This is a genomic window from Enterococcus sp. C63, assembly GCF_040887215.1.
GTDB lineage: Bacteria > Bacillota > Bacilli > Lactobacillales > Enterococcaceae > Enterococcus_B > Enterococcus_B hirae.
In genome coordinates, this window is sequence record NZ_JBFOFI010000002.1 from 560,000 (window position 1) to 580,461 (window position 20,462).

Consider the following 20,462-nt stretch of genomic DNA (forward strand, 5'->3'; position numbering starts at 1 on the left):
CAAGAAATTTAGGTACAATGAAACATAACAGTAAGTAGGAAAAAGATAGGAATGATGAGAGAGTTTATGAAAAAACTATTAAACAATTCATGGATGGATAAATTGAAAAAAGGTGCACAAGAGCCGAAAAACAAAACATTTCGACGTTCCCATGTCCCTTTTCGGTTGAATTTTCTTTTTTTCATCATATTTACATTATTCGTCGCATTGATTGCACGATTAGGTTATCTACAAATCGTTAATGGCGAAGCAATGGAAGCCAAAGTGAAATCATCATCGACACTAACGATCCAAACCAGTTCTCCGAGGGGGATGATTTACGATTCGACAGGTAAACCATTGGTGACGAACCAAGCGAATCAAGCAATTACTTTCACCAGAGGAACAAAAATGACGGCAGAGGATCTGCTTAAAGTAGCGACAAGACTAAATCAATTAATCAATGTGCCAGTTGATGAAAATTTAACTGAACGAGATAAAAAAGACTTTTGGTTAGCTGATCCTAAGCATTTGAAAGAAGCAACGGAACGCTTAACAGCAAAGGAAAAACAACTTGATTCCAGCGATCAATACAAAGCGTTAGTTGACAAAGTAACTGATAGTGAAATCAACTTCAATGAAGAACAATTAAAAATCGCGACAATTTTTAAACGCATGAATAGTGCGTATGAATTGAACACGGTATTTATCAAAAATTCAGGTGTGACTGATCAAGAATTAGCGGTTGTTTCCGAACATGCTTCAGAACTACCTGGAGTATCCACAGGAACCGACTGGACACGTCAATACACGGCTGCTGACTCAATCAAAAGTATTTTAGGTAGTGTGACAACAGAAAAACAAGGTTTACCAGCTGATGAAGTAGATGAATACTTAGCTAAAGGCTATTCTCGTAATGATCGTGTGGGACAAAGTTACCTTGAAAAGCAATATGAAGATGTTTTACAAGGAACAAAAACCCAATATGAAGTAACCCTCGATAGTAATGGGAATGTAACGAATCAAAAAGAAATCTTTGCTGGTGAAAAAGGGTCCAACCTCATGTTGTCTCTTAACGCTGATTTCCAAGCCAAAGTCGAAAATATCTTAAAGACAAACTACCAAAAATTAGTGGATAGTGGAAAAGCGACTTATTCGCCAGGGGCGTATGCAGTAGCGATGAATCCACAAACCGGTGAAATATTGGCTATGACAGGATTTAGTCACCAAGAAGGGTCCAAAGAGTTGACAGAAAATGCTTTGGGGAATATTACTAGCGCCTTTACTCCAGGGTCAGTAGTCAAAGCAGGTACGTTAACTGCTGGTTGGCAAACGAATGTGATCTCAGGTAACCAAGTGTTAGTCGATGAGCCAATCAAATTACAAGGCTCTTCTGAAAAGAGTTCGGTCTTTAATCGAAGCGGGCGTATTGCAATCAATGCAGTCAAAGCACTTGAACTATCATCGAATACGTATATGATCAAAGTTGCGTTGAAAATGCTGGGATTGGAATATACACCAAATATGGGACTTCCTTCACTAAATGAAGAGTCAAAAGCCTATGAAGAATTACGTAAAGCGTTCAAACAGTTTGGCTTAGGAACAAAAACTGGGATTGATCTACCAAATGAATCACCAGGGATTTCTCGTTCTGTTGATTTTATGAAGAAATTTAATGCAGATAATGGTGCTCAATGGTACACACCAGGTAACTTTACTGACTTAGCTTTTGGTCAGTTTGATACCTATACACCGATCCAATTAGCGCAATATGCTTCAACTGTAGCCAATGGTGGTAAGAGAATCCAACCTCGTTTAGTCAAGGGAATCTATGGAAATGATGAAAATGGGAACCTTGGTCCGGTGAAAAAAGAGCTGGAAACAAAAGTCGAAGATACCGTTGATATTTCTCCAGCTGATATGTCGATCCTTCGTGAAGGATTCCATCAAGTTGTTCATGGAACAGATGCGTATACGACAGCTAAACCTTTAGCTAGTGCAAAAATGGATTTGTCTGCTAAGACTGGTACAGCCGAAACTGTAGCTGAAGGTCATCCAGATATTACCACAGTAAATAGTAATATCGTGGCCTATGGTCCGAGTGATAACCCACAAATTGCAATTAGTGTCGTTCTACCGAACTTATTAGATGAAAAAGATCATATGAATCTAGTCATTGCAAAAGAAATCATGGACACTTACTACGATATGTTCATGGCAAAATAAAAAGACCAACAACTAAAAAGACCGTTCCAGAGAAATACAATTTGTTTTCTCTGGAACGGTCTTTTTTGATTTTAAAGGGCTAATAAGTCTTCTAGATACGTAGCTAAGCCATCTTCTTGGTTGGTGTGTTCAGTGACATCGTTAGCAACGCCTTTTAATTGATCGGTACCATTTTTCATTGCAACTCCCCAGCCAGCATATTCTAATAGTTCCAAATCGTTATGTTCGTCACCAAAAGCAATGACATCTTTTTGATCGATATCAAGGTAATTGGCAATGCGATGAACGCCTTTGGCTTTTTCAATTCCTTTAGAAACGATTTCTAAAATAGCCATTGGTCCTCCCCAAGTACGAACATCAACAAAATTACCGAATTGACGGGTTAATTCAGCTGAAACTTGTTCAGCATAGCATTTTTCTGTTCGAACCAGTAAAGAGGTTGGATCAGTTGTCAGATTTTTAGGCGATAATAAATTTTGAGGGCTGGGATTTGATGCAGCAAAAATTTTTTCATCAAAAAAATCAAAGCTGTCAATAAAATAAGTTTCACGATTTTCTGCAGCAATGAAATCTAAATTCAATTGGCGTTTTTGAGCTAAAATCTCGAATACGATGCGTTTATCGATCGAGGTTTCTTTTTCATGAGCCCAATATTGATTAGGGATATGTACTAAAGCACCGTTAAAGTTGACCATCGGTGTAGACAATCCTAATTGCTGATAATAATGATAACTCATTCGGAAGGGGCGCCCAGTAGCAATACTGACATGGTGACCAGCGTTAATCGCTTTTTTTAATGTTTCTTCAGTTTTTGAAGTAATGATTGAATCGGGATTTAAAGTTGTTCCGTCTAAATCAATGGCAATGAGCTTTCTATTCAAAAATGTCATTCCTTTCAATGCTAGTATGTGTTTCAGTCTAGCACATATATTTTTTTTAACAAGGTGCAAATGTAAGGGGAAAAGAAGTCTTTTTTAAATTAAAGAGAACGGATACATTTTGTTCAATAACCATTTATAAGGTAAAACACGAACATTAAGCATTTTTTTATTGCTTTTTTTAATGATTTTATTGAAAAGCGAACGAACTATAATTATAATCAATAATTGTTCGACGTAAACGGAATAATTGACTTATTTTATTATTTGATTTTACGTCAAAAAAATTCAGGGAGTGGAAATTTTTTATGGAAAAGTTTTTCCAATTAAAGAAAAATAAGACAAATGTACCAACAGAAATCATGGCTGGGGTTACGACATTCTTTGCAATGAGTTATATCTTATTTGTAAATCCAACCATTTTGTCAGCATCAGGGATGCCTTTTCAGGCAGTGTTCTTAGCAACAATCATCGCTTCGATCATTGGTACTTTGGTAATGGGGTTGTTTGCAAATGTACCGTATGCGCAAGCACCTGGAATGGGATTAAATGCCTTTTTTACTTTTACAGTAGTTTTTGGATTAGGTTATTCTTGGCAACAAGCTTTAGCTATGGTCTTTATTTGTGGGATGGTCAACATTTTTATTACTGTGACCAAAATACGAAAATTGATCATTCATTCCATTCCTGAAAGTCTACAACATGCGATTGGAGGCGGGATCGGGATCTTTGTCGCTTATGTTGGGATCAAAAATGCAGGATTTCTCTCTTTTTCAGCTGATCAGGCAGCAATCACTAGTTCGGTGATTGACGGAGGCAAGGCAACGAATGTCACAATCAATGGTGGGATCGTTCCAGCTTTAGCCAACTTCAATAATGCACCGATTTTATTAGCTGTGATCGGTTTGATTTTAACAGCGATCCTGGTGGTAAAAAATGTTCGTGGTGCGATGTTGATCGGGATCGTGGCAACCACTATCTTAGGGATTATGATGGGGGTCGTTGATTTAAGTACGATTGATTGGCAAGCCAATTCATTAGGAAGTTCATTCAAAGAATTAGGCACGACTTTTGGTGCTGCTTTTGGACCAGAGGGGATGCAATCATTATTTAGTGATTCTTCAAAGATTCCACAAGTAATCATGACGATCATTGCGTTTAGTTTATCGGATACATTTGATACGATTGGGACGTTCATTGGAACAGGTCGCCGTACGGGGATCTTCTCAAAAGAAGATGAAGAAGCATTAGAAGATGGCAAAGGTTTCAAGACAAAAATGGATAAAGCGCTCTTTGCCGATGCCATTGCGACATCTGTAGGAGCAATCTTTGGAACATCAAATACGACGACTTATGTAGAATCTGCTGCAGGTATCGGTGCTGGTGGACGAACAGGTTTGACCTCAGTAGTGGTTGCAGTCTTATTTGCATTAAGTAGTTTCTTTTCACCATTGATTTCTATCGTTCCAACTCAAGCAACTGCACCTGCATTGATTTTAGTTGGTGTGATGATGATGGCTTCATTCACAGATATCAATTGGCTTGACCTGGAAGAAGCACTACCAGCATTCTTTGCTTCAATCTTTATGGGATTATGCTATAGCATCTCTTATGGGATTGCTGTCGGCTTCATTTTTTACACGATCGTCAAAGTAATCAAAGGGAAATTCAAAGAAATTTCAATTCCATTATGGATCGTTGTGGTCTTGTTTATCCTTAACTTTATTATTTTAGCAACGATGTAAACCAGCCTAACTGGTAGCTGAACTATTTTCTTAAAGAACCAGCTAAAAAGTCAGGAAACAGCAACATGAGTAAGTTTACAATAAAAAGTAGCACAAATTTAATAAGAAAAAACGCTTTTTGCCATCACCATTTGAATGATTCGAAAAAAGTAGTATTTGCACTCTTAACGATTTTATATAGTTGTTAAGAGTGTTTTTTTGTAACATAAGATTTTCACTGTTAAGATAGTAAATAAGTAGAAGATAGTACTGCTCGGAACAAAACCTTTCGTCTATATAGTAACAATACATAATTTATGCTGTTTCAAAAAGAAATTTTTTGCAAAGAAACATAAAGAAATGAGGATGATCAATGAAGATACAATGGAAGAAAAATTTATTCGTGGCTTGGATCGGCTGCTTTTTTACAGGGGCTAGTTTTAGTTTAGTTATGCCATTTATTCCTGTATATGTAGAACAATTGGGTACACCAAGTGATCAAGTTGAGTTGTTTTCCGGTCTAGCGATATCGGTTACTGCCTTTGCTTCAGCTATCGTAGCGCCAATATGGGGGAATTTGGCAGATCGTAAAGGGCGAAAGCTCATGATGATCCGAGCTGCCGCAGGGATGACGGTAACGATGGGATCGCTGGCCTTTGTTCCCAATGCGTATTGGTTACTGGTCATGCGTTTTTTAAATGGCATTTTATCAGGTTATATTCCTAACGCGACTGCGATGATTGCTTCACAAGCGCCAAAAGAAAAAAGTGGTTGGGCATTAGGAACTTTATCGACTGGAGCGATTGCCGGCAGTTTGATCGGACCATCAATGGGAGGTGCGTTGGCGCAGTGGTTTGGTATGGAGAATGTTTTCTTGATTACTGGGGTATTATTACTTGTGACAACACTTTTAACCATTTTCTTGGTAAAAGAAGATTTTCAACCAGTAGAAAAAAATGATATGATCAGTACAAAAGAAATCTTTGCCAAAATGGATCATTTATCCATTCTGATCGGATTATTTGTGACCACTTTGATTCTTCAAATTGGTATCACAACTATCAGTCCTATTTTGACCCTATATATTCGTGAGCTAAGCGGGAATTCAGGAAATATTTTATTTGTTAGTGGGTTAATCGTTTCGATTTCAGGTGTGTCTGCAGTTTTTTCCTCTCCTAAACTAGGGAAATTAGGGGATAAAATAGGGAACCAAAAAGTACTGCTTGCAGGGCTAACCTTATCTTTTTGTTGCTACTTGCCCATGGCTATTGTAGCGACCCCTTTACAGTTGGGGATCTTACGGTTTATTCTTGGTTTTTCAACGGGAGCGTTAATGCCATCCATCAATACACTCATCAGTAAGATCACGCCGCCAGAAGGAGTGAGTCGAATCTATAGTTACAATCAAATGTGTAGTAATTTTGGACAAGTCTTTGGACCGATGGTGGGCTCGACGGTTGCGCATGCCTTTAACTATCGCGCAGTGTTCATTGCTACAAGCCTCTTTGTTTTATCTAATATCTTATTATCTTTATTTAACTTCAGAAAAGTTCTTCGACAACGCTTCTGATCAGATGATGAAAAGATCGTGTGTCGCTTTCGTTAAAACCTCGCAACTCCGATGACACTAGGGAAGAATTTGTTGCAATAACCGCTCATGTTTTGAGAAATTCAGGCTTATTTCAAGGAACAACAATTATTCATTTTTGCGCATGATAAAGAGCCCGGGACGACCTTTTGTCCCAGGCTTAACTTTTCCACTCCAAAAATTTAATGGAAAGCGAAATGATTTTATCAAAATACATAAAAAGGATGAGACTGCGTCCCACCCTCATTTGGCTTTTATGAATGTGATGAGGCTTCTTTTCTAGGAGTTGCCAATGCACCAAGTAAAATGACAACAACGCCTGCAACCAATGAAATAATCGTTGTTAAAGTAAAATCATAGCCACCGCTTGTAAGAGCCCCACCAATGTAACCTACGACTTGACCTAAGACAAATGACCAAAATAATGTGACGATATATCGCATAAAGAACACCTCTTTTCTAAGCTTAGTTTACCAGAATTTTGCTGAATGTAAAGAAAGCTAGTTGTAAAAAAACAAGTTTTATGATTTAACCAGTCCATGTGATAAAATAATAAAAATGCAAATCAAAGAGAATGATTACAAATGCGTTGTCGTCTATCCTATATTCATAGTAGATAAATGAACGCATTGATTAATTGTCTAACTATACAAAAGGTGGAATGACCATGTTTTTCCCACAATTATATACAAAAACCTCCTATTCGCTGTTGCAAAGCACGATCAGGATCCAAGATTATGTCCAAAAGGCAAAAGCACTAGGTTATACAGTCCTAGGAATAACTGATCAAGATGTACTGTATGGGATACCTGAGTTTTATCAAACATGTATCAAAGAAGGAATAAAGCCAATTGTCGGCATGCTCCTTACTTATACTTATGAGTCCCAAGCTTTTGATTTATTGGTATATGCTAAAGATGGCGTTGGCTACCAGCAATTGATGAAGCTGTCGAGTAAAAAAATGATTCAAGAAAGTCTCGCATTATCAGAATTTACGGAATCAGATCATTTGATTTTCGTCGTTCCTCCCCAACATTCTGTGGTAGCTGAATTTAATCAAACGGAGACCTTTACTGCCCATTGGCAAGCACTCAAAGAAAAAGTAGGTCGACAAGATTTTTATGTTGGAATCACTGAAAGTTTCTCAGAACTACCAAGTGGTTGGGTAACGTTCCTAGCAGAAAACAATTATTCCTTATGTGCATTACAACCTATTGCCAGCTTAAGACAAGAAGAACTATTTGCGCTTGAGACGATGAAACATCTTCGAGCTGGGAGCCAACTTTCTGTGGAAGCAATCAACCAACAAAAGATAGAAACGAAAACAGGTTTTTTACTTGCTGAAAATGAAATGATCCAACGGTTTAATGAAGCACAGTTGGTTGATGCGCTAGAGGGTGCGCAACGTTTAGTTCAATCGGTTTCCTTTGGATTTCAATTTCATCAAAAGCTGCTGCCTCATTACCCAGTACCAGAACCGAAAAATGCTGGTCAGTACCTTGATGAATTGTGCCACGCAAAATTAGCAGAGCGAGTCGAAGAAATCACTCCTGAATATCAAGAGCGTCTAGCATATGAGTTGTCGATTATCCATCAAATGGGCTTTGATGATTATTTCTTGATCGTGTGGGACGTCATGGCGTTTGCTCATCGAGAAAAAATCGTGACTGGCGCTGGACGAGGATCAGCGGCTGGTTCATTAGTTGCATATATCTTGGAGATCACCGATGTCGATCCGTTGCAATATGATTTGCTTTTTGAGCGTTTCTTAAACCCAGAACGTTATACGATGCCAGATATCGATTTGGATATCCCTGATAATCGTAGAGAAGAAGTCTTGAATTATGTCAGAGCAAAATATGGACAATACCATATGGCGCAAATTGCAACGTTTGGGACGATGGCGGCTAAGATGGTGTTAAGGGACGTGGCTCGTGTCTTTGGTTTATCACAAAGCGAATCTAATCGATGGTCAAAGGCGATCCCTAATCAGTTGAAAATTACCTTACCCGAAGCATATCGGACATCGAAACCCTTAGTGGAGTTAGTTCAGTTAAGTGAAAAAAATCAATTACTATTTAAAACAGCTTCGATTTTAGAAGGATTGCCTCGACATGTCTCGACTCACGCAGCGGGTGTTGTGATCAGTGATAAGAATCTATTAGATCTGGTTCCATTACAAAAAGGATCAGATGAAGCATTTTTAACTCAATATACGATGAATGACGTGGAAGCGATCGGACTACTCAAAATGGATTTTTTAGGATTGCGAAATCTTTCGATCATTGATTACGCATTGAAAGCTATTAAAAAAGTAGAAAAGAAAGAAATTCGATTGAAACAAATTCCTTTAAATGATCCTAAGACACTTTTTCTCTTTCAACAAGGAGATACTACAGGGGTTTTCCAATTTGAATCTGCGGGTATTCGCAATGTTTTACGCCGATTAGGACCAGAAACAATTGAAGATATTGCGGCAGTCAATGCGTTATATCGTCCAGGACCAATGCAAAATATCGATACGTTTATTTCCCGCAAAAAAGGAAAAGAAACGATCCATTATCCTGATGACTCCTTAATGCCTATTTTAAAAAACACATATGGTGTCATCGTGTATCAGGAACAGATTATGCAAATCGCTGCAAAGATGGCTGGTTTTTCTTTGGGCCAATCGGATATTTTGCGTCGAGCAATCAGTAAAAAGAAAAAAGAAGTGATTGACAAAGAGCGGGAACACTTTGTCAGTGGGGCAGTAAGTCAGGGCTATTCGAAAGAAAAAGCGGTCGAAGTCTATGACTATATTGAACGTTTTGCCAATTATGGTTTCAATCGCTCGCATGCGTTTGCTTATTCATTCGTTGGGTTTCAAATGGCGTACCTCAAAGCCCACCATCCAGGCGCATTTTTTGTTAGTCTACTAAATTCGGTTCGACACAATACGACCAAATTAAAAGAATACATCGCTGAGGCAAGAAAGAAAAAATTAAAACTAGCAGCACCTTCCATTAATCAGAGCTATTATGGCTTTGAGCTGATTAATCCAGAAGAGATTCGTTTTGGTCTAACTGCGATCAAAGGTGTCCGAAAAGACTTCATTGAGGATATCTTAAAAGATCGAAAAGAAAATGGCGCTTATCAATCAGTGGATCAATTCTTGATTCGTTTAGATAAACGCTGGCTAAAATTAGAGTTGATCCAGTCATTAGTAGCAGTAGGTGTGTTTGATGAATTGGCACCAAACCGAAAACAATTGATGCTCGATTTAGAAGGAAAAATACAAAACATCATTTATAGTGGTGGAAGCTTAGATCTCCTAGGGATCATGGCTTTAAAAGAAGAAGAAGTGGCTGACTATTCTTTAGAAGAAAAGCTGCAATTAGAAGAGGAATATTTAGGCGTTTATCTTTCAGGGCACCCAACAGAAGGCTATGAACGCTTGAAATTAGCTAAAAAAATCCGGTTAATTACTGAAGTTATTCCGAAACAAACAGTCAGTGTATTAGTGATGATTAAAAATATCCGTGAGATCAGAACTAAAAAAGGGGAGTTGATGGCTTTTGTTGAAGGAACAGATATCAGTGGAGAAATCACGATCCCTGTATTCCCCAAATCCTATCGACAATTTCGTTCATTGTTTGAGTTGAATAAAGTGATCTTTGTTCAAGGACGAACAGAAACGAGTAAATACAACCAAGAGTTGCAATTGATTGGCGAAAATTTTGCTGATCCTGTAGAATTAGAAGAACAATATCAAGATCAGACTTGCTACTTACGAATCAAAGAAGAATTTGATGATCCACAAACGATGAAACAATTGCAAACTATTTTTCAGAAACATTCTGGGTACATTCCAGTCGTGATGTACCATGAAAAGAATCAACGGAAAGTAGTGCTGGCAGAAGCTTATTGGGTCGATGGAAGTAAGAGCTTGAAGAGTCAATTAGCTTACTTGCTCCAACCAGAAAATGTTGTTTTCAAATAACTTACGGTAAAATATACTATTTGCTTTCATTTTTTTTCATTTTTTTATCAGTAAATCAAGACAATTGCTAAAAATAATGTTAGAATGTTAGTCGTGGTTAACGCAAAGAAGGTTATTAACCTAAGCATTGCTTAGGATAAAGTATTTTAATGAGGTGAATGATTATTATGAAACGCATTGGAATTTTGACCAGTGGCGGAGACGCACCTGGAATGAATGCTGCTATTCGTGCCGTTGTTCGTAAAGGGATTTATGAAGGGCTCGAAGTATATGGAATCAACTATGGATTTGCTGGATTAGTTGCAGGAGATATTCGTCGTCTAGATGTTGCAGATGTGGGTGATAAAATCCAACGTGGTGGGACATTCTTGTACTCTGCACGTTACCCTGAATTTGCGACTGAAGAAGGTCAATTAAAAGGGATCGAACAATTGAAAAAATTCGGTATCGAAGGTTTAGTTGTTATCGGTGGAGATGGCTCTTACCATGGAGCAATGGCGTTGACAAGACGTGGATTTCCAGCTGTTGGTGTTCCAGGAACGATTGACAACGATATTCCAGGAACTGATTTCACAATCGGTTTTGATACAGCAATCAACACAGTTTTAGAATCAATCGACCGTATTCGTGATACAGCAACTTCACACGTTCGTACGTTTGTTATTGAAGTAATGGGACGTAACGCTGGCGATATCGCATTATGGTCAGGTGTTGCCGGTGGCGCAGATGAAATTATCATTCCAGAACATGATTTTGATATGGCATCTGTGGCTAAAAAAATCCAAGAAGGCCGCGATCGTGGTAAAAAACATTGCTTGATCATCTTAGCAGAAGGCGTAATGGGCGGAAATGAATTTGCTGAAAAACTTTCTGAATATGGTGATTACCATACACGTGTATCCATTTTAGGACACGTAGTACGTGGTGGCTCACCTAGCGCACGTGACCGTGTGTTAGCAAGCAAATTTGGTGCTTATGCTGTTGACTTGCTTCGTGCAGGTAAAGGTGGACTATGTGTGGGTATCCGCGACAATGAAATGGTCGCTGCAGATATCATCGAAACACTAGAAAGCAACAAACACAAACCAGACTTATCACTTTATGACTTAAATAACTCACTTTCATTCTAAGATTGAAAGCCTGTTATTTTAAATTTAAGCTATAGTTAAAAATAGGTATAGCTTGTTATCTTTGTATTTAGGCTTTAACCAGCTTTAAATAAACAAAATTGAATGGGAGAGTTTTGTAAAATGAAAAAAACCAAAATCATTAGTACATTAGGACCAGCAAGTAATTCAGTAGAAACTATTTCTAAATTGATTGAATCTGGGGCAAATGTCTTCCGCTTTAACTTTTCACATGGTGATCATGAAGAACAATTATCACGTATGACAATGGTCCGTGAAGCAGTTAAAAAAACAGGTAAAGATGTAGGTATCCTTTTAGATACAAAAGGTGCTGAAATTCGTACAACTGTTCAAGGCACAACTGAAGCTGATTTTGGTCGTGCAGGATACATCAAATTTGAAGTAGGAGATAAAACTCGTATCTCAATGGATCCTGAACATGTAGGTTCAAAAGAAAAAATCGCTGTTACTTACCCTGAACTATTTGAAGACGTTCATGTAGGTGGACACATTTTATTCGATGATGGCTTGATCGATATGGAAATCATTGAAAAAGACGAAGCAACTCGTGAATTAGTTGTAGAAGTGAAAAATGCTGGAATGCTAGGATCTCGTAAAGGGGTTAATGCACCAGGCGTTTCAATCAGCTTACCAGGGATTACTCCTAAAGATGCAGATGATATTCGTTTTGGTCTAGATAACGATATCGACTTTATCGCTGCAAGTTTTGTACGTAAAGCGCAAGACGTTTTAGATATTCGTGAAATTTTAGAAGAAAAAGATATGACACACGTTCAAATCTTCCCTAAAATTGAATCACAAGAAGGAATCGACAACATCGACGAAATCATCAAAGTTTCTGATGGTGTAATGATCGCTCGTGGTGACATGGGTGTTGAAATTCCTGCCGAATTAGTTCCAATGGTTCAAAAACGCATTATCAAAAAATGTAATGCAGCTGGTATCCCAGTAATCACAGCAACACAAATGTTGGAATCAATGCAAGAAAACCCACGTCCAACACGTGCAGAAGCTTCTGACGTTGCCAATGCCGTATTTGACGGAACTGATGCAACAATGTTATCAGGAGAATCAGCAAACGGTGACTACCCTGTAGAAGCTGTTGCAACAATGGCTCGTATTGACCAACAAGCTGAAAATGCATTATCAGAATTAGGTACTTTCCAATTAAACGAATTTGATAAAACTGATGTGACTGAAACAATCGGTCTATCTGTAGCACGCGCTGCTAAAAACTTAGGCGTTAAAACAATCGTAGCTGCAACTGAATCTGGTTATACAGCTAAAATGATCTCAAAATACCGTCCAGATGCTGACATCTTGGCTGTTACTTTTGACGAACGTACAAAACGTGGTTTGATGCTTAACTGGGGTGTTTACCCAACAGTTGCTGAAAAACCAACAACAACTGATGAAATGTTTGAATTAGCTGCTCAAAAAGCGGTTGACTTAGGCTTTGCTTCAGAAGGCGATTTGATCTTGATCACTGCTGGTGTACCAGTTGGTGAACGTGGAACAACTAACGTAATGAAAATTCAAATGATTGGTTCAAAATTATTAGAAGCTCAAGGCGTTGGTCAAAAATCAGTCGTTGCAAATGCAGTTGTTGCTTCATCAGCTGAAGAAGCAATCAAAAAAGCAAAAGACGGCATGGTTTTAGTTGTTCCAACAACTGATAAAGAATATATGCCTGCAATTGAAAAAGCAGCAGCAGTTATCGTTGAAGAAGGCGGATTGACTTCACACGCAGCAGTTGTAGGAATTGCACAAGACATTCCTGTAATCGTTGGTGCACAAGATGCAACTTCAACAATCACTGATGGCGAGTTAGTCACTGTAGACTCACGTCGTGGTATTGTATACCGTGGCGAAACAACAGCAATCTAATTGACTCCGCTGATCATCAAAAAAGGATAAGACCTAGGTCTTATCCTTTTTTTCGTTGTTTTTTAGATGAATCATGCGTCAACCTTCATTTTAACAGAATGATCGTCGGGGTGTTTAAGCTACGTTTTTAAAACGACCTTTTTCTAATGTTACTTAAAGTGTCAATTAGAGGGGAACGAGCAGACTACCGTACAACCATTATTTATTGTTTATTCAAAAGTGTTAATTTTTATTCATTTCTGTTAATAGCCACTAAGTTAAGATTTGTTCTTCTTTTGAGTTTTCATAAATTGCTGGATCACTTCAACCACATTTTCTTGTAAAGGAGTCGGGATTTGCTGAGTACGCTTAGCGAGTGAAATCAGAAAGTGCGGCTGGAGCTGATCGGAAAGAGGGATCGACACGAGATGATCTTCAGGGTGAATAGCAATTTCAGTTAAAAAACCAATCCCGATATTTTCTCGAATCATGCTTTTCAATATGGCTAAGTCATTGCTTTGGTAAACAACTTTAGGTTCAATATGTGCCTGTTTAGCTAACTTTTTAAAAGCTGCAGGATGAACGTAATGCTCGTTCAATAAAACGAATTGTTCAGCTGTTAGGTCGCTAAAAGAAATCATTTGTCGGTCAGCGAAAGGATGAGTAGGAGCAACAACAATCATGAAACGCTTGTCTAAAAGTAATTCGATCTCTAATTTTTGATCGATAATTGGTTGGGTGGAGCCTAGGATCGCTAAATCGATTCTTCCTTGGTGGATCATGCCATACAAATCTCTCGAGCCACCATCTGTAATCTCAATTTGGTCCATTAGCTGAGATTTAATAAAATAACTGGATAATTTCGGAAAATATTCATTGCCAATGATTGGTGGCATTCCAAATCGTAATTTCTTTTTCTGTAATTGCGTAATCTCTGCTTTTGCCATCTTGATCTCTTGCAAGATAGATTGTGCATGGATAAATAACTGTTTGCCAGCAGGGGTAATCACTAATTCGTGGTGTGAACGATCTCTCGTGATAAGAACTGCGTCAAGTTCTTTTTCCAGGCGCTTAAGTGCGTAAGTGATTGTCGGTTGACTAACTTGAAAGTACTTGGCTACCTTGGTAAAATTCTTTTGCTTGACGATTTGAACATAATATTCGATATCTCGTGTGTTCATAACAAGCGTCTGCTCCTTTTTCTTATAAATATTGTTTATTGTAGTTCATCTTGAATACTTGAGCAAATAGAAACCATCAAGTATGTACGCCACAGAACAACTTGTAGAAGAATTTAGCCGGATAAACGATCAAAACTGCTGTTTTTATATCGTTAGTTATCATTCTTGGTTAGTAAAAATCGTTCTTCTGTAGGAATGATCGAATGTTATTCTAAAAATCATCAGTTAATTTTTGGGGTAAACATATCGTTTACGAAACAATAAGGAGAAAAAGTCAAAATTTACAGAGAGTCTTTCACGTAATAGAGAAAAAGTTTAGTTAAAAAAATGGCTTCTCTATTTGTTGCGAGTTGCCATGGAAATTTGTTCGTAAATAAAAATAAGACAACATAACGAATAAATAAAAAAAATGTTTTTTAATGAAGTGTAAGGTGTCAAGAAAATTTCATTGACAAGGACCTTTTTGCCCTGTATAATTGCTTTTGTTGCTTAGGAGTGATGAAAAATGAAATGGTCCTTACTCGAATTGAGAAAATACCAAGAGACACCGTTAACATTTCATGAGACCCTTGATCTTAAAGCGGAACTCATGGAGCGAGACAATTTAATACTAGATGTTGCGCCTGTTGCAGTCCAAGGGTTAGTCTCAGTTGATAAAAAAGGCTATCTGGTTCATTACACTGTGCAGACGACTCTGACTGTTCCATCTACGCGTTCTTTAGAACCGGTTGAATTACCGATGGACTTTGCTGTTGACGAATTGTTTATGACAAAAGAACAATATCAACTCAGAGATGACCAATTGTCTGCAGAAGAGATTTTGTTAATCGAAGATGCAAAACTTGACCTGACAGAATCAATTGAAGACAACATTTTATTGGCAATTCCGATGCGCGTATTAACTGAGGAAGAAGAACTCGCAACTGACCTACCGAAAGGAACAGATTGGGAAGTCGTTTCCGAAGAAGAATATGAGCGTAGAAAATCAGAAGATGCCAAGACAAAAGTAGATCCTCGTCTTGCAAAATTATCGGAACTTTTTGATGAACCATCAAATGAAGATGATAAAGCGTAAGATTGGAATATATTGCATCAATTAAGGTGCAAGACTTTACAAGGAGGTGTAGCAAAATGGCAGTACCAGCTAGAAGAACATCAAAAGCTAAAAAAGCAAAACGTCGTACACACTACAAATTGACAATCAAAGGTTTAAACGAATGTGCAAACTGTGGTGAAATGAAAAAAAGCCATCACGTATGTGCAAATTGTGGTTACTACGATGGTAAGGACGTAATGTCTAAAGAAGCTTAATACATTTTAATTAGAAAATGTAAAAACCTCAAGGCTAACCATGGAGCCTTGAGGTTTATTTTTTTGTGATACTTTAAAACTTTACTAGCTCGTCCATTAATATTGAAACAACGTCATAAAAATATATGCTTCTTTGGTTTGCAATAGCGCCATGTTAAGCTATAATGATAGAGATTAGGGAGAACATCCCATATGTAGGAGGAGTTCATATGTCAAAACAACAAATCGGCGTTGTCGGTATGGCCGTAATGGGTAAAAACTTAGCCCTTAATATTGAAAGTCGTGGGTATTCAGTTGCCCTCTTTAACCGTACTGGATCAAAGACAACTGCTGTGGTGGAAGAACACCCAGACAAAAAATTTAAAGCAACTTATTCAATCGAAGAATTTGTCGATTCGATCGAAAAACCACGTCGAATCCTTCTAATGGTAAAGGCTGGTCCGGCAACGGATGCAACCATCCAAGAATTACTTCCGCATTTAGATAAAGGAGATATTTTAATCGATGGAGGAAATACTTTCTTCAAAGACACGATTCGTCGGAATGAAGAACTAGCTAACTCTGGTATCAACTTTATCGGCACAGGTGTATCAGGTGGGGAAGAAGGAGCCTTAAAAGGACCTTCAATCATGCCTGGAGGGCAAAAAGAAGCCTATGAATTGGTTGCGCCAATCTTAGAGCAAATCTCTGCTAAAGCAGAAGACGGGGCCCCTTGTGTGACCTACATCGGTCCTAATGGTGCTGGTCATTATGTCAAAATGGTTCATAACGGCATCGAATATGGCGATATGCAATTGATTGCAGAATCTTATGACTTGATGAAAAACATTTTAGGCTTATCAGTTGAAGAGATGGCTGACATCTTTAAAGAATGGAATCAAGGTGAATTAGACAGTTACTTGATTGAGATCACTGCAGATATCCTAACAAGAAAAGATGATGAAGGAACTGGGAAACCAATCGTTGATGTCATCATGGACGCTGCTGGTAACAAAGGAACAGGGAAATGGACGAGCCAAAGTGCGTTAGACCTAGGTGTTCCTTTACCATTGATCACAGAATCAGTTTTTGCCCGCTACATTTCAGCATACAAAGATGAACGTGTCCGAGCAAGCAAAGTGCTAACCCGCACAAATGAGTTTTCATTTACTGGAGATAAAAAAGAGTTAATCGAAAAAATCCGTGAAGCATTGTACTTCAGCAAAATTATGAGTTATGCACAAGGTTTTGCTCAATTACGTGTTGCTTCTAAAGAATATGGTTGGGATCTGCCATTTGGTGAAATTGCTAAGATCTGGCGCGCTGGGTGTATCATTCGTGCTCGTTTCTTACAAAAAATCACTGATGCGTATGACAAGGATTCTGATATCGAAAATCTTTTATTAGATGATTATTTTGTAGACATCACCAATAAATACCAACAAGCAGTAAGAGATGTAGTCGCACTAGCTGTCCAAGCAGGCGTTCCAGTACCAACTTTTTCTTCTGCGATTGCTTATTTCGATTCTTATAGAGCAGAACGCTTACCGGCAAATATTATCCAAGCGCAACGTGATTATTTTGGTGCGCACACCTATGAACGGGTAGATAAAGAAGGAATCTTCCATTATTCATGGTATCATGAAGAGTAATCTTTTCGCTTCTTGAAGATGAAGAAAAATAAAAGATGACATGAGAGCTGGAGTCAACTGAAAAGAGAAGACTTCAGCTCTTTTTAAAAATTGTTATCCATGATAAAATGGTTATAGATTTTTAAGTAGATTATCGGTATAATAATAGAGTTTTGAAAAGCCCGTAGAATAGAAAGGAAAAAATTGATGAGTAATATTCTAATCATTGAAGATGAGAAAAACTTAGCTCGGTTTGTCGAGTTAGAATTAAAGCATGAAGGCTACAATGCAGAAGTACATTACAATGGCCGTACAGGATTAGATGCAGCGTTAAACAATGAATGGGATGCTATTTTATTAGACTTGATGTTACCAGAATTAAATGGACTAGAAGTATGCCGTCGTGTCCGTCAAGTTAAAAATACACCAATCATTATGATGACTGCTAGAGACTCAGTAATCGATCGTGTCTCAGGATTAGATCATGGTGCAGATGACTATATCGTTAAACCTTTTGCGATTGAAGAATTATTAGCTCGTTTACGTGCCTTATTACGTCGTATCGACATTGAAGGAGACAAGAATGTAGCGAAACAAACAACGATCACCTATCGTGACCTAACGATCGAAAAAGAAAATCGTGTCGTACGACGCGGCAGTGAAGTCATTGAGTTAACAAAACGTGAATATGAATTGTTACTTACTTTGATGGAAAATGTAAATGTTGTATTAGCCCGTGATGTTTTACTAAACAAAGTATGGGGATACGAAACAGAAGTCGAAACGAATGTTGTGGATGTCTATATTCGTTATCTTCGTAATAAAATTGATGTTCCTGGAGAAGAAAGTTATATCCAAACTGTCCGTGGAACAGGCTATGTGATGCGCTCGTGATAAAACCGAAAAATTCTGAAAAAAGAGAACTTAAAGGTCCCTCCTTGACAATCAAGTGGGCCTTTGCAAGTTCTTTCTTTATATTCGTTGTTTTTACCATTTTTGCGGTCATTACGTATAAGTCTTCAATCAATCTAATCGTGGCAAAAGAGCGAAACAATGACGAACGAACGATCTCAGAAGTCGCTTCACGATTAGCCAATGCAAATGAAGAGCTGACATTAGTCAACACTTACCGCAACTTAACAAATGCAGAAAATAATACGAGCATCAGTGACACATCAATCATTGAAGGGAATTTGATGAAAATCGATTCGTTCATTTCCGAATTAGGACAATCTTCAATGGATCTATATGTCTATAACTTAGATGAAAAATTAATTTTTAAAACGCATGAAAAAGATCGTTCATTGATCCAAACAACTAGAAAAGTGCCAACGATCGTTACGTTAGATGGCAAAACTGGTTTTCTTTCTGTCCAGCCGATCTATTCTAAAGAAACGAGAGAAAAGATTGGTTATGCTCAAAGTTTTTATGAACTTTCATCTTTTTATGATATTCGGAACAAGTTATTATTGACACTCATCGTATTAGAAGTTGTTTCCTTGATTTTAAGTAGTATACTCGGGTTTTTCTTATCCTCTTATTTCTTAAAACCATTAAAGGTCTTACGAGACACGATGGATACGATTCGTAAAGACCCACAATCAGATATTCATATGCCGGAAATCGATACGAATGATGAACTAGCTGATCTTGCTGAAATCTTCAATGAGATGCTTGATCGCATGCGTCTTTATATTGAACAGCAAGAACAATTTGTGGAAGACGTTTCTCATGAATTAAGAACTCCAGTAGCAATCATTGAGGGACACTTGAGTTTATTAAACCGTTGGGGGAAAGATGATCCTGAAATCTTAGAAGAATCATTAGCTGCAAGTATGCAGGAAATTAGCCGAATGAAGAGTTTGGTTCAGGAAATGCTTGATCTTTCCAGAGCAGAACAAGTGGATATGCATTATGCGAATGAAACGACATTAGCGAAAGAAGTCACTTACCAGGTTTACAATAACTTCAAAATACTATATCCAGATTATGTCATTACTTTAGATGACGATTTAGCAAAAGAAGTGACTCTGCAAATTTATCGTCACCACTTTGAACAGCTAATCATTATTATTTTGGATAATGCAGTGAAGTATTCAACCAATCGAAAAGAAGTGCATATTTCGATTTCTTCTACATTGAGCGAATTTGAAATTGCGATTCAAGACTTTGGAGAAGGTATACCACAAGAAGATCTTAATAAGATTTTCAATCGCTTTTATCGTGTCGACAAAGCCAGAGCACGAACAAAAGGTGGTAATGGGTTAGGGTTATCCATTGCCAAGCAATTGGTTGAAAATTATAAAGGAAGAATCAATGCAGAAAGTGTCGTTGGGCAGGGTACCATTTTTAGGATCTTTATTCCGATTGTAAAAGAAGAAAACAAGTAAAGGGGGTTAACTTTACTTGTTTTTTTTATTCAAAAAACAAACAATATAGGGAAGTGCTCGAATTTATAAAAAACGTAAATACGCGGAACCGAACTTTTGTATCTGAATTGGTGTTAAACGCGCTGAAAAAACTATAAAAAAACGTCAAAATACTAATTATCGAGAGGAATATTCGCTTTTAAAAATTATAGTGAAAAATATGTTTTTTTCTATTGCATTTTTCGACAGTCCTTGATATATTATTATTTGTTCTGATAAAGCGTGATGAATTTCACTTTAAAATGTGTTGAAAAAACATATTGACGATGAAAAATCACCATGTTATAATAACGAAGTCGCTTGATTAAGAAGTGACGAAAAGATTGAAATATCAATGAAAAAAGTTGTTGACAAATAACAATTTAAATGATATGATAATCAAGTCGTTAAGAACACGGCAAACAACTCAGTCAAAAAAACTTGAAAAAAGTTGTTGACAAAGCCTTAAGAAAATGTTAAGATATAAGAGTTGTTGAAAGAAAAAATGTAGACCTTTGAAAACTGAACAAAGCAAAGACAAACCAAATGTGTAGGGCGTCT

14 protein-coding genes are annotated in these 20,462 nt (G+C 37.6%); 11 read left to right on the plus strand and 3 right to left on the minus strand.

The genetic code is table 11. From position 1 onward, the window contains the following. Positions 1 to 51: 51 nt before the first annotated feature. The gene (locus tag AB3H90_RS05200) at positions 52 to 2,205 is read left to right on the plus strand and encodes a penicillin-binding protein 2 (RefSeq protein ID WP_010738122.1); all 2,154 of its coding nucleotides are present in this window, start codon (positions 52 to 54) and stop codon (positions 2,203 to 2,205) included. Positions 2,206 to 2,276: 71 nt separating this feature from the next. Here AB3H90_RS05200 and AB3H90_RS05205 read toward each other — a convergent pair whose 3' ends face one another. Further along, positions 2,277 to 3,086 carry a Cof-type HAD-IIB family hydrolase gene (locus tag AB3H90_RS05205; RefSeq protein ID WP_010738121.1) on the minus strand — a complete coding sequence of 270 codons (810 nt, stop codon included), beginning with the start codon at positions 3,084 to 3,086 and terminating at the stop codon, positions 2,277 to 2,279. Positions 3,087 to 3,391: 305 nt separating this feature from the next. On the opposite strand from AB3H90_RS05205, the gene AB3H90_RS05210 reads away from it, so the two are divergent. After that, positions 3,392 to 4,828: an NCS2 family permease gene (locus AB3H90_RS05210; protein WP_368016302.1), complete on the plus strand. Its 1,437-nt coding sequence runs from the start codon at positions 3,392 to 3,394 to the stop codon at positions 4,826 to 4,828. Positions 4,829 to 5,180: 352 nt separating this feature from the next. Beyond that, positions 5,181 to 6,377: a multidrug efflux MFS transporter gene (locus tag AB3H90_RS05215; protein ID WP_010738119.1), complete on the plus strand. Its 1,197-nt coding sequence runs from the start codon at positions 5,181 to 5,183 to the stop codon at positions 6,375 to 6,377. 272 nt (positions 6,378 to 6,649) lie between these two features. On the opposite strand, the gene AB3H90_RS05220 is transcribed toward AB3H90_RS05215, so the two are convergent. Next, positions 6,650 to 6,838: a YjzD family protein gene (locus AB3H90_RS05220; protein ID WP_010719643.1), complete on the minus strand. Its 189-nt coding sequence runs from the start codon at positions 6,836 to 6,838 to the stop codon at positions 6,650 to 6,652. Between the two features lie 224 nt (positions 6,839 to 7,062). Here AB3H90_RS05220 and dnaE point away from each other — a divergent pair, with 224 nt between their 5' ends. From dnaE to pyk, 3 genes are all read left to right on the plus strand, one after another. Continuing rightward, on the plus strand, positions 7,063 to 10,377 hold the full coding sequence (dnaE, locus tag AB3H90_RS05225) for a DNA polymerase III subunit alpha (RefSeq protein ID WP_368016303.1): 3,315 nt from the start codon (positions 7,063 to 7,065) through the stop codon (positions 10,375 to 10,377). A gap of 167 nt (positions 10,378 to 10,544) precedes the next feature. Beyond that, complete coding sequence (gene pfkA, locus AB3H90_RS05230) at positions 10,545 to 11,507, plus strand: 6-phosphofructokinase (RefSeq protein ID WP_010719641.1); 963 nt, start codon at positions 10,545 to 10,547, stop codon at positions 11,505 to 11,507. Positions 11,508 to 11,627: 120 nt separating this feature from the next. Continuing rightward, a complete protein-coding gene (gene pyk, locus AB3H90_RS05235) occupies positions 11,628 to 13,412 on the plus strand; it encodes a pyruvate kinase (protein ID WP_368016304.1) in 1,785 nt (594 codons plus the stop codon). Positions 13,413 to 13,669: 257 nt separating this feature from the next. On the opposite strand, the gene AB3H90_RS05240 is transcribed toward pyk, so the two are convergent. Further along, positions 13,670 to 14,572: a LysR family transcriptional regulator gene (locus AB3H90_RS05240; RefSeq protein WP_010719639.1), complete on the minus strand. Its 903-nt coding sequence runs from the start codon at positions 14,570 to 14,572 to the stop codon at positions 13,670 to 13,672. 505 nt (positions 14,573 to 15,077) lie between these two features. Between AB3H90_RS05240 and AB3H90_RS05245 the strand changes: the two genes are divergently transcribed. From AB3H90_RS05245 to AB3H90_RS05265, 5 genes are all read left to right on the plus strand, one after another. After that, positions 15,078 to 15,647 carry a DUF177 domain-containing protein gene (locus AB3H90_RS05245; RefSeq protein ID WP_010719638.1) on the plus strand — a complete coding sequence of 190 codons (570 nt, stop codon included), beginning with the start codon at positions 15,078 to 15,080 and terminating at the stop codon, positions 15,645 to 15,647. Between the two features lie 56 nt (positions 15,648 to 15,703). Further along, on the plus strand, positions 15,704 to 15,883 hold the full coding sequence (gene rpmF / locus AB3H90_RS05250) for a 50S ribosomal protein L32 (protein ID WP_010719637.1): 180 nt from the start codon (positions 15,704 to 15,706) through the stop codon (positions 15,881 to 15,883). A 209-nt stretch (positions 15,884 to 16,092) separates the two neighbouring features. Continuing rightward, positions 16,093 to 17,514 (plus strand): NADP-dependent phosphogluconate dehydrogenase, encoded by a 1,422-nt coding sequence (gene gndA, locus AB3H90_RS05255; RefSeq protein WP_010738115.1) that lies wholly within the window; start codon positions 16,093 to 16,095, stop codon positions 17,512 to 17,514. Between the two features lie 186 nt (positions 17,515 to 17,700). Next, on the plus strand, positions 17,701 to 18,387 hold the full coding sequence (locus tag AB3H90_RS05260) for a response regulator transcription factor (RefSeq protein WP_005875038.1): 687 nt from the start codon (positions 17,701 to 17,703) through the stop codon (positions 18,385 to 18,387). Next, a complete protein-coding gene (locus AB3H90_RS05265; protein ID WP_368016305.1) occupies positions 18,384 to 19,883 on the plus strand; it encodes an ATP-binding protein in 1,500 nt (499 codons plus the stop codon). Before AB3H90_RS05260 ends, AB3H90_RS05265 begins: the two co-directional genes overlap by 4 nt. The last annotated feature ends 579 nt before the right edge of the window (positions 19,884 to 20,462 follow it).